Annotated in this window: 14 protein-coding genes; 10 read left to right on the top strand and 4 right to left on the bottom strand. The window is 65.3% G+C overall.

Annotation, left to right across the window (positions count from 1 at the left end; translation table 11 throughout):
• Nucleotides 1–125: 125 nt before the first annotated feature.
• Together J2R78_RS19485 and hrpB are read right to left on the bottom strand one after the other, a co-directional pair.
• Complete coding sequence (locus J2R78_RS19485) at nucleotides 126–1577, bottom strand: NCS1 family nucleobase:cation symporter-1 (protein WP_057018987.1); 1452 nt, start codon at nucleotides 1575–1577, stop codon at nucleotides 126–128.
• Between the two features lie 219 nt (nucleotides 1578–1796).
• Nucleotides 1797–4265, bottom strand: coding sequence for an ATP-dependent helicase HrpB (gene hrpB / locus J2R78_RS19480; protein ID WP_253606239.1), 2469 nt, complete (start codon nucleotides 4263–4265; stop codon nucleotides 1797–1799).
• A 207-nt stretch (nucleotides 4266–4472) separates the two neighbouring features.
• Here hrpB and J2R78_RS19475 point away from each other — a divergent pair, with 207 nt between their 5' ends.
• From J2R78_RS19475 to J2R78_RS19435, 9 genes are all read left to right on the top strand, one after another.
• Complete coding sequence (locus J2R78_RS19475; RefSeq protein WP_253606237.1) at nucleotides 4473–5540, top strand: acyltransferase family protein; 1068 nt, start codon at nucleotides 4473–4475, stop codon at nucleotides 5538–5540.
• A 246-nt stretch (nucleotides 5541–5786) separates the two neighbouring features.
• Entirely contained in the window at nucleotides 5787–6398 is a 612-nt protein-coding gene (locus tag J2R78_RS19470; protein ID WP_057018990.1) for a sigma-70 family RNA polymerase sigma factor, read from the top strand.
• Between the two features lie 411 nt (nucleotides 6399–6809).
• On the top strand, nucleotides 6810–7559 hold the full coding sequence (locus J2R78_RS19465) for a cytochrome c biogenesis CcdA family protein (protein ID WP_309145048.1): 750 nt from the start codon (nucleotides 6810–6812) through the stop codon (nucleotides 7557–7559).
• Between the two features lie 17 nt (nucleotides 7560–7576).
• Nucleotides 7577–8155 (top strand): thioredoxin family protein, encoded by a 579-nt coding sequence (locus tag J2R78_RS19460; RefSeq protein WP_076834906.1) that lies wholly within the window; start codon nucleotides 7577–7579, stop codon nucleotides 8153–8155.
• A gap of 191 nt (nucleotides 8156–8346) precedes the next feature.
• A complete protein-coding gene (locus J2R78_RS19455; RefSeq protein ID WP_253606234.1) occupies nucleotides 8347–9753 on the top strand; it encodes a cytochrome ubiquinol oxidase subunit I in 1407 nt (468 codons plus the stop codon).
• On the top strand, nucleotides 9750–10751 hold the full coding sequence (gene cydB, locus J2R78_RS19450) for a cytochrome d ubiquinol oxidase subunit II (protein ID WP_057018993.1): 1002 nt from the start codon (nucleotides 9750–9752) through the stop codon (nucleotides 10749–10751). The genes J2R78_RS19455 and cydB overlap by 4 nt, the downstream gene beginning before the upstream one ends.
• Entirely contained in the window at nucleotides 10751–10879 is a 129-nt protein-coding gene (locus tag J2R78_RS19445; protein ID WP_156436394.1) for a DUF2474 domain-containing protein, read from the top strand. Before cydB ends, J2R78_RS19445 begins: the two co-directional genes overlap by 1 nt.
• Nucleotides 10880–11049: 170 nt before the next feature.
• Nucleotides 11050–11643, top strand: a complete 594-nt coding sequence (locus J2R78_RS19440) for a L,D-transpeptidase (RefSeq protein WP_253606232.1) — start codon at nucleotides 11050–11052, stop codon at nucleotides 11641–11643.
• 59 nt (nucleotides 11644–11702) lie between these two features.
• On the top strand, nucleotides 11703–12740 hold the full coding sequence (locus J2R78_RS19435) for an amino acid ABC transporter substrate-binding protein (protein ID WP_038385646.1): 1038 nt from the start codon (nucleotides 11703–11705) through the stop codon (nucleotides 12738–12740).
• A 355-nt stretch (nucleotides 12741–13095) separates the two neighbouring features.
• On the opposite strand, the gene J2R78_RS19430 is transcribed toward J2R78_RS19435, so the two are convergent.
• Both J2R78_RS19430 and J2R78_RS19425 read right to left on the bottom strand, forming a co-directional pair.
• Complete coding sequence (locus tag J2R78_RS19430; protein ID WP_253606230.1) at nucleotides 13096–14235, bottom strand: acyl-CoA dehydrogenase family protein; 1140 nt, start codon at nucleotides 14233–14235, stop codon at nucleotides 13096–13098.
• Nucleotides 14236–14387: 152 nt separating this feature from the next.
• The gene (locus J2R78_RS19425) at nucleotides 14388–15572 is read right to left on the bottom strand and encodes an acyl-CoA dehydrogenase family protein (RefSeq protein WP_253606228.1); all 1185 of its coding nucleotides are present in this window, start codon (nucleotides 15570–15572) and stop codon (nucleotides 14388–14390) included.
• Between the two features lie 168 nt (nucleotides 15573–15740).
• Between J2R78_RS19425 and J2R78_RS19420 the strand changes: the two genes are divergently transcribed.
• Nucleotides 15741–16286: a carboxymuconolactone decarboxylase family protein gene (locus J2R78_RS19420; protein WP_253606226.1), complete on the top strand. Its 546-nt coding sequence runs from the start codon at nucleotides 15741–15743 to the stop codon at nucleotides 16284–16286.
• The last annotated feature ends 95 nt before the right edge of the window (nucleotides 16287–16381 follow it).

Below are 16381 nucleotides of genomic sequence, written 5' to 3'. Positions count from 1 at the left end.
AGCCTGCCATTTTGGCGAAAAGGATGAGCGAAGGGTTAATGCGAGCCCCAAGGGGCGGCCGAATGACGTCGGTCGCCCGCGAGGGCCGCAATTTCCGGCCCTCAGGCCGTCTCTCAGGCCGTCTCTCAGGCCGTCCTGGCGACCGGGCTCGGCATCGCAACGCGCAGCGCGTAATAGACCGCGCCCGCGATCCCGACACCGAAGAACCAGCCATAGACCGCCCACCACGCCGGCAGGATCGAGGTGAAGTTCGGCAGCACCGACGAGAACAGCGCGCCGATGCCGGCGGCGATCAGCGCGCTGACGTTCCAGCCGTTCTGAAAGCGATATTCGCCGTTCTCCTGATACAGCGCCGGCACGTTCACACGGCCTTTGGCGATCAGGTAATAGTCGACCATCATGACGCCGAAGATCGGTCCCATCGTCGCGCCGATCAGCCCGACGAACGAGGCGGCGCTGCCCTCCCAGGGCGCGAACGGATACAGCGCCAGCGCGATCAGCGCCGCGATATAGCCGCCCTTCTTGAAGTCGATATGCCGCGGAAACACGTTCGAGAAATCGAACGCCGGCGAGACGAAATTGGCGACGACGTTGATGCCGAGCGTCGCCACCGCGAAGGTGACCGCCGCGAGCAGCGCCAGGAACCAGCTGTCGAACTTCGCCGAAATCTGGTCGGGATGCAGCAGCACCTCGTGATAGACGTTGAACGCCGCGATCGTGGTGACGCCGGCGACCAGCGAGAACAGGATCAGATTGACCGGCAGGCCCCAGATATTGCCCTTGCGCAGCGCGGCTGCATCGGGCGCATAGCGCGAGAAGTCGCAGAAGTTGAGATAGAGGGCGGCGAAATAGGTGATCCAGGTCGCGGCGACGGCGCACAGCGCCGGGAACGAGCCGGGCACGCCGGGTACGCCAGCCTCCTTGGTCTTCTCCAGCAGCACGTCCTGCGGGATCGGCGCGGTGAGCGAGATGCCGCCGGCCGCGATGCACAGATAGATCGCAAGGATCAGCATCATCAACCACACCGCAGGTCCCGCCCAGTCCTGGAAGCGCCGCACCGTTTCCATGCCGCGCTGGATGATCAGGAGCTGCAGCGCCCAGATCACGACGAAGCAGATCACCTCGAGCGTGGAATGGCCGAGCATATGGCTGGACTGGTGGAACGCCTTGAAGCTGTCGATGCGCGTCAGCAGCGCAACGATCGCGCCCGAGGCCGCCGCAGTCTGCGCGCCGTACCAGAAGCAGGCGACGACAGCGCGGACCAGCGCCGGAATGTTGGCGCCCCAGACCCCGAACGAGGCGCGCGCCAGCACCGGATAGGGCACGCCGGTCCTCACGCCGGCATTGCCGATCAGGCTCATCAGCACGAAGATCACCAGCGACCCGACGCCGATCGCGAGGATGAAATTGACGAAGCTGCCGCAGAGCAGGAACAGGCTGGCGGCGAGATAATAGCCCCACAGGCTATGCACGTCCGAGGTCCAGACGTTGAAGATGCTGAAGGCGCCCCAGTTGCGTTCCTTGGCCGGCGCCAGGTCTTCGTTGTACAGCGACGGCGATGCGTTCTTGATCTCCACGGTGACCTCCCCAAACTGCGAGCCCGTGATCCCATCCCAGCGTGCAAATCTAACCACCGTTTGCGGACGCTCGCCAGCGTTACGTCCCGGATGGTGCGGGTCTATGCCCGTCATTGCGAGCGAAGCGAAGCAATCCATCGTGCGGCATGCGCGGAACGATGGATTGCTTCGTCGCTATCGCTCCTCGCAATGACGGCGATGCATGAGATTCGCGACCCGTCACGTGCCGCGCGGTTTCACGCGCCTGGTCGGCATCGCGCTGGCGGGATCTTCCGGCCAGGGATGGCGCGGATAGCGGCCGCGCAGGTCGGAACGCACCGCAGCGTAACTGCCGCGCCAGAAGCCGGGCAGATCGCGCGTCACCTGCACCGGCCGCTGTGCCGGCGACAGCAGTTCCAGCACCAGCGGCACCGCGCCCTTGGCGATCGAGGGATGGGTGTTGAGCCCGAACAGCTCCTGCAGCCGCACCGCGATGGTCGGGCCCTGCTCGGCCTCGTAATCGATCGCGAGCTGCGTTCCGGTCGGCGCCTCGAAATGCGTCGGCGCCTCGCGATCGAGCCGCGCGCGCAATTCCCACGGCAGCAACGCCATCAACGCGTCCGACAGGTCGCCGGCGGACAGGTCCTTCAGCGCGGTCTTGTCGCAGAGCGCCGGCACCAGCCAGTCGTCGGCACGCGCGGCGAGCGCGGTGTCGGACAGATCGGGCCAGCTCTCGTCCTCGGCCTTGCGCAGGAACATGACACGGTCGCGCCATTGCTTGGAGTGCTTCGACCACGGCAACCGGTCGAGCCCGGCCGCGATGAGCCCGTCGGCGAAGACGCGCGCGGTCTCGGCCGAGGGCGACAGCGACATCGGTGCTTCCGACAGCGTGATCGCGTGCAGCGAACGCCGGCGCCGCGCGCGCAGCGCCATCGCGCCGCGGTCGAACGTCACCTCTTCCACGTTCTCGATCTGGTCGGCGAAACGCTGCTCGATCTCCTCCTGGGTGATCGGCGCCGCCAGCAGGATGCGGCCGCTCGCGGCCGTGCCGGTCAGTTCGGCGACCGCGATATAAGGCAGCCGCGCCAGCGCCGCGGTCTGCTCGACGGCGGCACCGCGGCCGTTGGCCAGCACGAAGCTGCCATTGCCGCGGTTCCTGGCGACCCGATCCGGGAATGCGAAGGCCAGCATGACGCCGGTGGAGAGATCCTTCGCTTCGCCGACAGCCGACTTCACCTGCGCGGCCCAGCGCGCCGCCATGCTGCGAGCGCTCGATGCGCGCTGCGAACGGTCGCGGCGGAACTGGTCGAGCCTGACGTCGAGATCGACACTGTCGCCGCCGAGCCCGCGCTCGGTCAGAACCGCGGCGATCTCGGCCGCCTCCTCGCCCATACCGAAGCGGGCGGAATCCACGATCATGCGCGCCAGCCGCGGCGGCAGCGCCAGCGCGCGCAGGCTCTGCCCTTCCTCTGTCATGCGGCCATCACCGTCGAGCGCCCCGAGCTCCGACAGCAGCGATCTGGCTTCCTTCAGCGCCGGTCCCGGCGGTGGATCGAGGAAGGCAAGGCCCGCGGGATCGCTGACGCCCCATTGCGCGAGGTCGAGCACCAGCGAGGACAGATCGGCGGAGAGGATTTCGGGCGCGGTGTAGGCCGGTAGCGACGCGGTCTGCGGCTCGTCCCAGAGCCGGTAGCAGACGCCGGGCTCGATGCGGCCGGCGCGGCCGCGCCGCTGATCCACCGCGGCGCGCGACGCCCGCACAGTCTCGAGCCGCGTCAATGCAATGTCTGGCTCGTAGCGCGGCACCCGCGCGAGGCCGGAATCGACCACAATGCGGACGCCCTCGATGGTCAGCGAGGTCTCGGCGATCGAGGTCGCCAGCACCACCTTGCGGGTGCCCTTCGGCGCCGGCGCGATGGCGCGATCCTGCACGCTGGCATCGAGCGCGGCGAACAGCGGCACGATCTCGACCGCGGCGTCGTGCACGCGCTCGGCCAAAAAAGTCTGGGTGCGGCGGATCTCGGCGGCGCCCGGTAGGAAGGCGAGCACCGAGCCGGCATCGGCGCGCAGCGCGGCCGCGATCGTCTCGGCCATCTGCCGCTCCAGCGGCGCGTCGACCTTGCGGCCGACGTAACGGGTCTCGACCGGAAAGGCGCGCCCCTCACTTTCGACCACCGGCGCGTCGCCGAGCAGTTTTCCGACGCGTGCGCCGTCGAGCGTTGCCGACATCACGAGGATCCGCAGGTCCTCGCGCAGGCCGGTCTGCGCGTCGCGCGCCAGCGCCAGCCCGAGATCGGCATCGAGCGAGCGCTCGTGGAATTCGTCGAATAGCACCGCGGCGACGCCGTTGAGCTCGGGATCGTCGAGGATCTGGCGCGAGAAGATGCCTTCGGTGACGACCTCGATCCGAGTCGCGCGCGACACCTTCGAGCCGAAGCGCACGCGATAGCCGACGGTCTCGCCGGCACGCTCGCCGAGCGTCTTCGCCATCCGCTCCGCGCTGGCGCGCGCGGCGATGCGGCGCGGCTCCAGCACGATGATCTTCTTGCCCCTCGCCCAGGGTGCATCGAGCAACGCCAACGGCACGCGCGTGGTCTTGCCGGCGCCCGGCGGCGCCACCAGCACCGCGGCGTTGTGGCCCTCGAGCGTGCGATCGAGCTCATCGAGCACGGCGTCGATCGGCAGCGGACTATCGAATTGGCGCGGCAAGGACTTTTCATCATCGCAGCGGCGCTCGGGCCGGGCTGCGTCCCATGGTTAACAATCCGTGTCGGATTCCCTCGCCTCTTAGACCATTCGCCGGCTACGGGAAACCCGCGGAAAGGTCCGGTTTGGTGGCACACCATTTGTATCAATAAAGGAGAAAGCAACCGATCGGGCCGATGATAGGCACGATCACGCCGGAACGAGACAAAGATGACCACGAACGGCACAGCCGCTGCGACAGATCGTTCCGCCCCAGGCGCGAGCGGACGCGTCGACTGGGTCGACTACGCCAAGGGCATCTGCATCATCATGGTCGTGATGATGCATTCGGTGCTGGGGGTCGAGAAGGCCGCCGAGCAGACCGGCTTCATGCATTACGTCGTGATGTTCGCGAAGCCGTTCCGGATGCCTGACTTCTTCCTGATCTCGGGCCTGTTCCTGTCGGTCGTGATCGATCGCGACTGGCGCACCTATCTCGACCGCAAGGTGATGCACTTCGCCTATTTCTACGTGCTCTGGGTGACGATCCAGTTCGGCTTCAAGGCGCCGTCGCTGGCCGCCGAGACCGGTTGGGCCCAGGTTGGGCTGCAATACCTCGAGTCCTTCATCGAGCCGTTCGGCACGCTGTGGTTCATCTATCTGCTGCCGATCTTCTTCGTCGTCACCAAGCTCGCGCGCAACGTCCACCCGCTCGTGATCTGGCTGATCGCGGCAGCGCTGGAGACCGCGCATGTCGCGACCGGCTGGACCGTGGTCGACGAATTCTGCTCGCGCTTCGTCTACTTCTACACCGGCTATGTCCTCGCCGATTACGTGTTCGCGCTCTCGGACCGCGCGCGGGCACGGCCTGCGCTTGCCCTGCTCGGGCTTGGGCTCTGGGCGCTGATCAATGGCGGCCTGGTTGCGCTCGAGGTGAGCGAATGGCCGGTCGTCTCGCTGGCACTCGGCTTTGCCGGCGCCTGCGCGATCATCGTGACCGGCACGCTGCTGGCGCGCGCGCACTGGCTTGGCTTCCTGCGCTTCTGCGGCGAGCATTCGATCGTGATCTATCTCGCCTTCTTCCTGCCGATGGCGGCGTCACGCACCCTTCTGCTGCGCTTCGGCGTCATCCACGACATCGGCCTGATCTCGCTGATCGTGACCGCGGTCGGCGTCGCCGGCTCGCTCTTGATCTGGCGGCTGGCGCTGGCGGCGCGGGCCAATTTCCTGTTCGAACGGCCCGATGCGTTCTGGATTGCCCCGAAAAAGGCGGCGCCCTCGCTGCAGGCGGCCGAATAAGCCCCGACAGTGCCAGAAGTCATAACAGCCGGATTCGTTCCGACGGCGGGAATCCGGCCGTTCGAATTTTCCTCGCATTGAAATTATTGGCTTTTTGGTCCCGAATGTTTCGTCGTCGGGCCGGCGACGAAACAATTCTCCCGTTCACGAAACCATTTTCCGCTTTTCGCGCAGACATCCGGAAACGGGCCGTAACTAACAATTCTCCCAACGAACCGCCGCCCAACGGCGAACTGGGAGCCTGTCATGCCGAACGTCATCGCCATCAACTCTGCAGCCACGAAGCATATCGACGCTGCTCGCGCGACCTCGGATGAAACGCTGCTCGCGCGTATCGCCAAGAATAACCGCACCTCGATGCACACGCTCTATTCCCGTCATAACGTCCGGGTTTACCGCTTCGTGCTCCGCATGGTGCGCGACACCACGATGGCCGAGGACCTGGTGAGCCAGGTGTTCCTGGACGTCTGGCGCACCGCGGCCCAATTCGAGGGCCGCTCGCAGGTCTCGACCTGGCTGCTCTCGATCGCCCGCTTCAAGGCGCTGACCGCGCTACGCCAGCGCAAGCATGAGGACATCGACCAGGACGACGTGCTGGAGATCGCCGACGGCGCCGACACGCCGGAAACCTCGCTCGATCGCGCCACCACCAGCGAGATCCTCCGCGCCTGCGTGGCCAAGCTGTCGCCGGCTCACCGCGAGATCATCAATCTGGTCTACTACCATGAGAAGTCGGTCGAGGAGGCCGGGCAGATCATCGGGATCCCGCAGAGCACGGTGAAGACCCGCATGTTCTATGCCCGCAAGCAGCTCGCCGACCTCCTGCGGGGTGCCGGCGTGGATAGCGTCGCCGCATAAAAGACTGCAAATTCAATACCTTAAATGGAAATCACGCGACCCGGGCAATTGTTCACGAAGCCGAAAAATTCAGGCGACGAAACAATTGAAACAATCGACGACATCACCCGGAAAAACGCGACCTCTATACCTATATCCAACGACGCAACCCCAACCCCAATTCACTGAACCGGTTTCGATACTTCTTCGTTCTAACCTCCCAAGTAGCCTCCAACGACCCGGCCGGGATGCCCCCCAGCCGGGTCGCTCTGTATTTGACGCGACGTCGTGAAGCCGAGTGCACCTCGCCTCACACAGACGTGACGCGGCCCGCGACCGGCCCGCCGTAACGGCCAAACCGTCCTCGCGAAGAACATCAGGCGTACCCGGCACGGCCCTCTGGCGCGCCGGGACTCTGATGGACGGATGACGATGCTCAGCCTTGCCCTTGCCCTGCTTGCCGGTGTCGCCACCGTCGCCGCCCCTTGCACCCTGCCGATGCTGCCGATCCTGCTCGGGGTATCGATAGGCCAGACCGGCAAGGCGCGGCCCGCGATGATCGCGCTCGGCTTCGTGATGTCATTCTCTGCGGTGGCATTGCTGCTGAGCGCGATCACGCGCGCCTTCGATTTCGATCCGAACGTGCTGCGGACCGGCGCGGCCGTGCTGCTCGCGGGCTTCGGCCTCCTGATGATCTGGCCGGCGCCGTTCGAATGGCTGTCGATCCGGCTCACCGGCGCTACCAAAGCGTTTTCGAGCGAAACCGGTTCGCGTCAAGAAAGCGCGTCTAAACAACAGGGCAGCCTCGGTCATGCCGCGCCGTCGCAAAGCCTGTTCGGCGGCTTCGTGCTCGGCTCTACGCTCGGCCTGGTGTGGACGCCGTGCGCCGGCCCCGTGCTCGGCTCGATCCTGACCATCGTCGCGACCTCGAAGGACACCGCGTGGGCGAGCCTGCAGCTCGTCACCTACGCGATCGGCGCCGCGATCCCGATGCTTGCGATTGCCTATGGCGGACAGGCCGTCACCACGCGCGTGCGCAGCATGGCGCGGATCGCGCCGCGCCTGCAGCAGGGCTTCGGCGTCGTGATCGTCGCATTCGCCGCGCTGTCCTACCTGCAATACGACACGCTGATCGTGGCGTGGCTGACCCAGTTCTATCCCAACGGCCAGATCGGCCTGTAAGCCCAAAGGAGATATCGATGTCCCTGCGCTTGATTGCCGTATCCGCTCTGGTTACGGGCCTTGGCCTCGGCGGCGCCGTCATTCCCGGCCTCTGCACCGAGTCAGACGCGCCGGCACAGCCGGTGCCGCGGGCGATCGCCATGACAACCGGACAGAGCCAGACCGCGCCCGAATTCGTCGGCATCAGCAACTGGTTCAATTCGCAGCCGCTCAGGCTCGCCGACCTGCGCGGCAAGGTCGTGCTGGTGGATTTCTGGACCTATGGCTGCGTCAACTGCGTCAACACGCTGCCGCACGTCACCCAGCTCTATTCGAAGTACCGGGATCGCGGCCTCGTCGTGATCGGTGTCCACACGCCGGAATTCCCGTTCGAGCATTCGGCCTCCAACGTGCAGGCGGCGCTGAAGCGGCACGGCATCCTCTATCCGGTGGCGCAGGACAACAATTCGCAGACCTGGAACGCCTACCGCAACCAGTATTGGCCGGCGCAATACGTGATCGACCAGAACGGCAAGATCGTGTTCCAGCACGCCGGCGAGGGACAGTACGACGAGATCGACCGCACCGTCGCGCGGCTGCTCAACGCCAATAGCTAAAGCCTGATGAAAATCAGGTTGAGCTGGAACGGCGTCGAAAGCTCACCTCTCCCCGACGGGGAGAGGTGAACCGGGACCGCGCCAAGCCGATCCAGCCAAAACTCAACCCGCTCTAGTCGGACAATCCGCCCTCTTTGTCGTCACAGCTGACGTGGTAAGGTCCACGCCAGGTCGACGACGGATGGTGCGTAATGTTCGAAGGCTGGGATGCGGTCGTACTCGCCCGCGCGCAATTCGCTTTCACGATGTCGTTCCACATCGTGTTTCCCGCATTCTCGATCGGGCTTGCGAGCTATCTCGCGGTGCTGGAAGCGCTGTGGCTTGCCACCAGGCGCGAGGTCTACATCAACCTGTTCAATTACTGGCTGAAGATCTTCGCGGTCGCGTTCGGCATGGGCGTGGTCTCGGGCATCGTGATGTCCTACCAGTTCGGCACCAACTGGTCGTCCTTTGCCGACAAGACCGGGCCGGTGATCGGCCCGATGATGGCCTATGAGGTGCTGACCGCATTCTTCCTGGAAGCCGGTTTCCTCGGCGTGATGCTGTTCGGGCTCGAGCGCGTCGGCCCCAGGCTGCACTTCGTGGCGACGCTGATGGTCGCGATCGGCACGCTGATCTCGGCGTTCTGGATTCTGTCGGCCAATTCCTGGATGCAGACACCGACCGGCCACGCCGTCAACGCCGACGGCCAGTTCGTCGCCGCCGACTGGCTCAAGGTGATCTTCAATCCGTCGTTCCCCTATCGCCTCGTGCACATGGTGCTGGCGGCGTACCTCACCACCTCGCTCGTGGTCGGCGCGGTCGGTGCCTGGCATCTGCTGCGCGACCAGCATCTGGCGGGAGCGCGCGTGATGTTCTCGATGGCGATGTGGATGGCCACCCTGGTGGCGCCGATCCAGATCCTCGCCGGCGACCAGCACGGCCTCAACACGCTGGAGCACCAGCCCGCCAAGGTGATGGCGATGGAAGGCCATTACCAGAGCCACAAGGACGGCGCGCCGCTGATCCTGTTCGGCTGGCCCGACCAGCGTGAGGCGAAGGTGAAGTATGCGATCGAGGTGCCGAAACTGTCGTCGCTGATCCTGAAGCATTCGCTCGACGCGCCGCTGGCCGGCCTCGACACCGTGCCGCGCGAGAACTGGCCGCCGGTGCCGATCACCTTCTGGTCGTTCCGCATCATGGTCGGCCTCGGCTTCCTGATCATGGGGCTCGGCCTGCTCAGCCTTTTGATGCGCTGGCGGGGGATGATGTACCAGTCGCCGCTGCTGCATCGCTTCGCCGTGCTGATGGGCCCCGCCGGCTTCATCGCGGTGCTCGCGGGCTGGATCACCACGGAGACCGGGCGGCAACCGTTCACGGTCTACGGGCTGCTGCGGACCGCCGATTCGGCGTCGCCGCTGGCGGCGCCCGCGGTGGGCTCGTCGCTGATCGCCTTCATCATCGTCTATTTCGCCGTGTTCACCGCGGGCGTGATCTACATCCTGCGGCTGATGGCGCAGCCGCCGCATCCCGGCGAGCAAGGCCCGACGAAAGATCTTCCCGCCCGCGCAGCAGGCATCACGCCGGCGGCAGGTGCTGCCGTGGAGGGCGCGCGATGATCGATCTCGCCACGATCTGGGCCTTCATCATCGCCTTTGCCGTGTTCGTCTATGTCGTGATGGACGGCTTCGATCTCGGCCTCGGCATCCTGTTTCCGCTGTTTCCGCAGAAGACCGACCGCGACGTCATCATGAATACGGTGGCGCCGGTGTGGGACGGCAACGAGACCTGGCTGGTGCTCGGCGGCGGCGGCATGATGGCGGCGTTCCCGCTGGCCTATGCGGTGCTGATGCCGGCGCTCTACACGCCGATGATCGCGATGCTGCTCGGCCTCGTGTTCCGCGGCGTCGCCTTCGAATTCCGCTGGCGGACCCAGAAGGCGCGCAACAAATGGGATATCGCTTTCGCCGGCGGCTCGCTGCTTGCGACACTGGCGCAGGGGATCGCGCTCGGCGCCATCCTGCAGGGCATCCATGTCGAGGGCCGCCAGTACGCCGGCGGCTGGTGGGATTGGCTGACGCCGTTCAGCGTCCTGACCGGCGTCGCGCTGGTGATCGGCTACGCGCTGCTCGGCGCGACCTGGCTGGTGATGAAGACCGAGGGCGAGCTGCGCGACCGCGCCTATCATCTGAGCTGGATGTTGTTGGTCGCGATGCTGGGCGCAATCGGCGCCGTCAGCATCGCGACGCCTTTCCTCAGCGTGCAGTACACCCAGCGCTGGTTCGCCTGGCCCAACATCATCCTCACCGCGCCGGTGCCGATCGCGGTCGCCGCGGTCACCGCGCTGCTGCTGCGCGCGCTGAGCAACAAGAACGACCATCAGCCGTTCTTCCTGACGCTCGGGCTGTTCGCGCTGTCCTATGCCGGACTCGGCATCAGCATGTATCCGTACATCGTGCCGCAGAGCATCACGATCTGGCAGGCGGCGGCACCGACCAACAGCCAGGTCTTCATGCTGGTCGGCGTCTCGATCCTGGTGCCGCTGATCCTCGGCTACACCGCCTGGGCCTATTGGGTGTTCCGCGGCAAGGTGCGCCCCGGCCACGGATACCACTGATGCCCGAGGGCTCGAATCAGCGGCCGCTCGGCCAGCGCCTGCTGTGGTTCGCAGCGCTGTGGCTCGGCGGCGTCGGCACCGTGGCGCTGATCTCGTTCGCCTTGCGACTCTGGATCGCGCCGAAATGAGGCGGCCCGCGCAACGTGCCGCGACAATCAATGACAAAAAACAGAAGCATTACAGGGATATACCTGTGATGCCGCCCTAAGCTTGCCATCAAGCTGCCGCTGAGATTTGATGCTGCCTGATTTGCGGGTGGAGCAACCATTTGGCCGCGTGCCAACAAGGAGAGCTTTCAATGACGAAGTTTCGTCACCTGGTCTGGATGTTGATCGCGACGGGCGCGCTCGTGCTGTCGACGTCGCAGGGCTTCGCCCAGAACCGCCCGGACGCCGACGAGCCCGGCCTTGTTGCTGACGACGGCTACGAGCTCGACCCGGAATGGCAGAAGCAGGTCGTGTATTACCGGTCCAATGAGGCGCCGGGCACCATCATCGTCGCGACGGCCGAACGTCACCTTTATTTGGTGCAGGGCAATGGCCGCGCGCTCCGCTACGGTATCGGCGTCGGCCGCGAAGGCTTTCAATGGCAGGGCCTCGTGAGCATCACCCGTAAGGCCGAGTGGCCCGACTGGGTGCCGCCGCCGGAAATGATCGCGCGCCAGCCCTATCTGCCGCGCTTCATGGCGGGCGGCCCGGGCAATCCGCTCGGCGCACGCGCGATGTATCTCGGCACCACGGTCTACCGCATCCACGGCACCAACCGGCCCGACACCATCGGCACCGCCGTTTCCTCCGGCTGCTTCCGCCTGGTCAACAACGACGTCGCCGATCTCTACAACCGCGTTCCGGTCGGCACCAAGGTGATCATCCGGCAGAAGCCCGAACTCTGATCTCTACCCGCCTTCGATATCCGCCCTGATTTTCCCCGATCCTTCGCGAGAGAGAACCCATGCGTACATTTCGAGGCGGCCTGACGATCGGGCTCGCGATCGCCGCGCTGGTTGCGGCCGCCGCCATCACCTATGAGCGTTACGACACCCGCACGCTGAAGCGCACCGTCCGTCGCGGCGACGTGCTGTGCGGCGTCAACAAGGGCCTGCCGGGCTTCTCGATTCCGGACGACAAGGGTAACTGGACCGGCTTCGACGTCGACTTCTGCCGCGCGGTCGCGTCGGCGATCTTCGACGACCCGTCGAAGGCGAAGTTCGTGCCGCTCGACGCCAGCGAGCGCTTCAAGGAGCTGCAGAATCGCAAGGTCGACATCCTCTCGCGCAACTCCACCTGGAGCATGTCGCGCGAGACCAATTACGACCTCTATTTCCCCGCGGTCGCCTATTATGACGGCCAGGGCTTCATGCTGCCGCGCTCGCGCAACATCGATTCCGCGCTCGACCTGAACGGCAGCAAGGTCTGCGTGCAAGCCAACACCACGACGCAGCTCAATCTCGCCGACTATTTCCGTGCCAACAACATGAAGTACACGGAGATGAAGTTCGACAAGCTGGACGACGTCGTGAAGGCCTATAACTCCGGCCAGTGCGATACGCTGACGTCGGACGCCTCGCAGCTCTATGCGCTGCGGCTCAACCTCGCCAAGCCGAGCGACCACACGATCCTCGCCGACATCATCTCCAAGGAGCCGCTGGCGCCGGTGGTGCGCTTGCGCGACGACGACTGGATGATGATCGTGAAGTGGACGCTGTACGCCATGATCAACGCCGAAGAGCTCGGCATCACCTCGAAGAACATCGACGAGGCGCTGAAGTCGAAGAAGCCGGAGGTGATGCGGCTGGTCGGCACCGAGGGCAGCTATGGCGAGGATCTCGGTCTGACCAAGGACTGGGCGGTGCGCATCATCCGCCATGTCGGCAATTACGGCGAGGTCTACGACCGCAACGTCGGCGCCGACTCCAAGCTGAAGATCCCGCGCGGCATGAACCAGCTCTGGAACGCCGGCGGCGTCCAGTACGCGCCGCCGATCCGGTAGACTCTCCATCGTCATTGCGAGGAGCTCGCGACAGAATTGCAAAGCAATTTTGCGCTGAAGCGACGAAGCAATCCATTTCGCCACAAGTGGAGAGATGGATTGCTTCGCTTCGCTCGCAATGACGAGCCTATGCCAAGCCGCCCTCACCGCTGTCATCACCCGCGCGAAAGCGGGTGATCCAGTACGCCGCGGCTTCTCGGCTCAAGCGCCGACGTCTCTGGAATACTGGAACGCCCGGTCCCGTCTACGCCAAGGCTTCGACGAGGCTTTCGCTTTCAGGCGCGCCGAAGCTTGAGCGAAGGCGGCGAGCCGGGCGATGACAGCGTGTTGCGTAGCGACAATGACGCGGCGAAGATCAATACCCCTTGCCGCTCGCCAGCTGGTCGGTGTGGAAGTTGCTGTCGCCGAACAGCTCCTGGCAGACGCGGGCGCGCTTCATGAAGAAGCCGATGTCGAACTGGTCAGTCATGCCCATGCCGCCATGCATCTGCACGCCCTCCTGCACGGCCAGCGTCGCAGTGGTGCCGGCACGCGCTTTTGCCACCGCGACCGCGGTGGCCGCCTTGTCGACATCCGTATCGAGCGCCTGCAACGCCTTCAGCACGGCGGCGCGCGTGATCTCGATATCGATATAGAGCTGGGCGGCACGGTGCTGCAGCGCCTGGAATTCGCCGATCGCCTTGCCGAACTGCTTGCGCTCCTTCAGATAGGCCACGGTGCGGCCGAACACCTCGTCGGAGAGGCCGACCATTTCGGACGCCACCGTGCCGCGGCCGATATTGAGCACGCCCTCGAGCAGCCCAAAGCCCTGATCGACTTCGCCGAGCACGCTGTCGGCGTTGACCTCGACATTGTCGAACACGATGCGCGCCGCGTTGTGCGAATCGACCATCGCGGTGCGCTCGACCGCGAGCCCCTTCGCCTTCGGATCGACCAGGAACAACGTCAGCCCGTTCCTGTCGCCGGCGCCGCCGGCCGTGCGCGACGCCACGATCAGGAGGTCGGCGGTGTGGCCGTCGACCACGAAGGCCTTGTCGCCCGACAGCTTGAAGCCGTTGCCGGAGCGCGTGGCCTGCAACTTCGTCTGCAGCGGGCGATGCTTGGCGCCCTCATCGATCGCGAGCGCCGCCAGCAGCGAGCCGTCGGCGATCTTCGGCAGATGCTGCGCCTTCTGCGCCTCGCTGCCGCCGCGCGACAGCGCCGAGGCGGCGAGCACCGAGGTCGCGAGGAACGGCGACGGCATCAAGGTGCGGCCGATCTCCTCCATGACGATGCCGGCCTCGACGCAGCCGAGCCCGCTGCCGCCGAACTGGTCCGGCACCAGCAGGCCGGAGAAGCCCATCTCCGCAAATGTCTTCCAGAGATCGCGCGAGAAGCCGGTGGCATCCTTGGCATCGCGCAAGGACCGCAGATGCGCCACCGGCGCCTTGTCGCTGATGAGGCCGCGCGCACTGTCGCGCAGCATGGATTGTTCTTCGGTGAGGACGAGGGCCATTGGAAATCCGATCTAACGTTCTAAGCAACGGTCTGAGTTCGTCATTCCGGGGCGATGCGACAGCATCGAACCCGGAATCTCGAGGTTCCACAATGCGCAACTGCGCATTAGGGTTCGCCGCTTCGCGACGCCCCGGAACGACGGTGCAGCGATCACGCGCCCGGCAAATCGAGGATGCGCTTGGCGACGATGCCGAGCATCACCTCCGAGGTGCCGCCCTCGATCGAATTGGCCTTGGTGCGCAGCCAGGCGCGCGGGCGGGCGCCGCCTTTGGAGCGGTCGCTCTCCCATTCCAGCGCGTCGATGCCGCCGGCCGACATCAGGATCTCATAGCGGCGCTTGTTGAGCTCGGTGCCGTAATATTTCATCGCCGAGGAGAACGCCGGATGCGATTGCCCGGCCTTGGCGAGATCGACCGCGCGCTCGGCGGCGGCAGCGAGCGCGGCCTCGTCGACCTCGAAGCTCGCGATCTGGCTGCGCAGCTGCGCGTCATCGAGCTTGCCCTGCGCGTCCGCACCGATCGAGTCGGCGGCGATCTGGCCGAGCGGACGACCGACGCCGCGCTCGCCCATGCCGGAGATCATCGCGCGCTCGTGCTGCAGCAGATATTTCGCGACATCCCAGCCGCGATTGACGGTGCCGACGACATGCGACTTCGGCACGCGAACATTGTCAAAGAAGGTTTCGCAGAACGGCGAATAGCCCGAGATCAGGAGGATCGGCTTGGTCGACACGCCCTTCGAGGTCATGTCGAACAGGATGAAGCTGATGCCGTCATGCTTCTTCGCCGCCGGATCGGTGCGCACCAGGCAGAAGATCCAGTCGGCGTAGTTGGCGTAGGACGTCCAGATCTTCTGGCCGTTGATGATGTAATCGTCGCCGTCGCCGACCGCGCGGGTCTGCAGCGAGGCGAGGTCGGAGCCGGCATTCGGCTCGGAATAGCCCTGGCACCAGCGGATCAGGCCCGCGGTGATCTTCGGCAGATGCTCCTTCTTCTGCTCCTCGGTGCCGTATTTCAGCAGCGCCGGTCCCAGCATCGAGATGCCGAACGAGGTCAGCGGCTGACGCGCGCCGATCGCAGCCATCTCCTGGCGCACGATCTTGGCCTCCTCGCCGTCGAGGCCTCCGCCGCCATATTCCTTCGGCCAATGCGGCACGGTCCAGCCCTTGTCGCGCATCCGCTCGAACCAGACGCGCTGCGCTTCGGACGAGAATTTCGTGTTGCGGCCACCCCAGAAGGTATCGCCATCCGAGGTCATCGGCTTGCGCATCTCCGCCGGGCAATTCTGCTCCAGCCAGGCGCGGGTCTCCGCGCGGAATTTCTCGAGGTCGGCCATGGTGCGTTTCCAGTCAAATTCGACGAATTGGATTCGACCTTAGACCTACGCAGCCGCCGAATTCAATATGCCTCGCGGCCGCGCCATGCTCTGGCGTCGCTACTCACTGCGCGCGATCGGGTGTATCGCCGAGATGGGGTAACGCTTGAAAAACAAAAGGAAACGGACATGCGGCTGAAGCTGCTTTCGCCTAGCGAAATGAACGCCGCCCAGAAAGAAACCTACGACGAGTCGATTGCCGGCAAGCGCGGCGCGCCACCCGCGCCGATGATGGCCTGGCTGAACAGCCCCGAGATGGCACGGCATGCCACGCGGCTCGGCGAGGTGCTGCGCTTCGACACGATCTTTCCCCCAAAACTGTCGGAGATCGCGATCCTCGTCACCGCGCGGCACTGGACCGCGCATTACGAGTGGTATGCCCACAAGCGCCTGGCGCTGAAGGGCGGCCTCGATCCGAAGATCATCGAGGACATTCGCGTGCGCCGGACGCCGAGCTTCGACGAGCCCAAGGCCAGGGTGATCTACGACGTCGCCAAGGCGCTGCACGAAGGTCACGGCCTGCCGAAGGCACTGTATGACGAGGCGATCGAGGTGCTGAGCCAACGCGGCCTGGTCGAGGTGATCGGCCTCTGCGGCTACTACACGATGGTGTCGATGACGCTGAACACGTTCGAGTTCCAGCTGCCCGGCGGCGAGTTGTCGGAACTCTGCTAGGCCCGGCCGACCGTGGCGCCTTTCGGAAACGCTGCGTTTCCGGATCGATCGCTCCGGCGTCGGCAAATCCGGACTATATCAGGCGGCGAACCTCG

Source organism: Bradyrhizobium sp. USDA 4538, from assembly GCF_024171045.1.
GTDB classification, from domain to species: domain Bacteria; phylum Pseudomonadota; class Alphaproteobacteria; order Rhizobiales; family Xanthobacteraceae; genus Bradyrhizobium; species Bradyrhizobium australafricanum.
The sequence above is the reverse complement of the archived record's forward strand: the minus strand, read 5'-3'. Positions and strand labels throughout refer to the sequence as shown.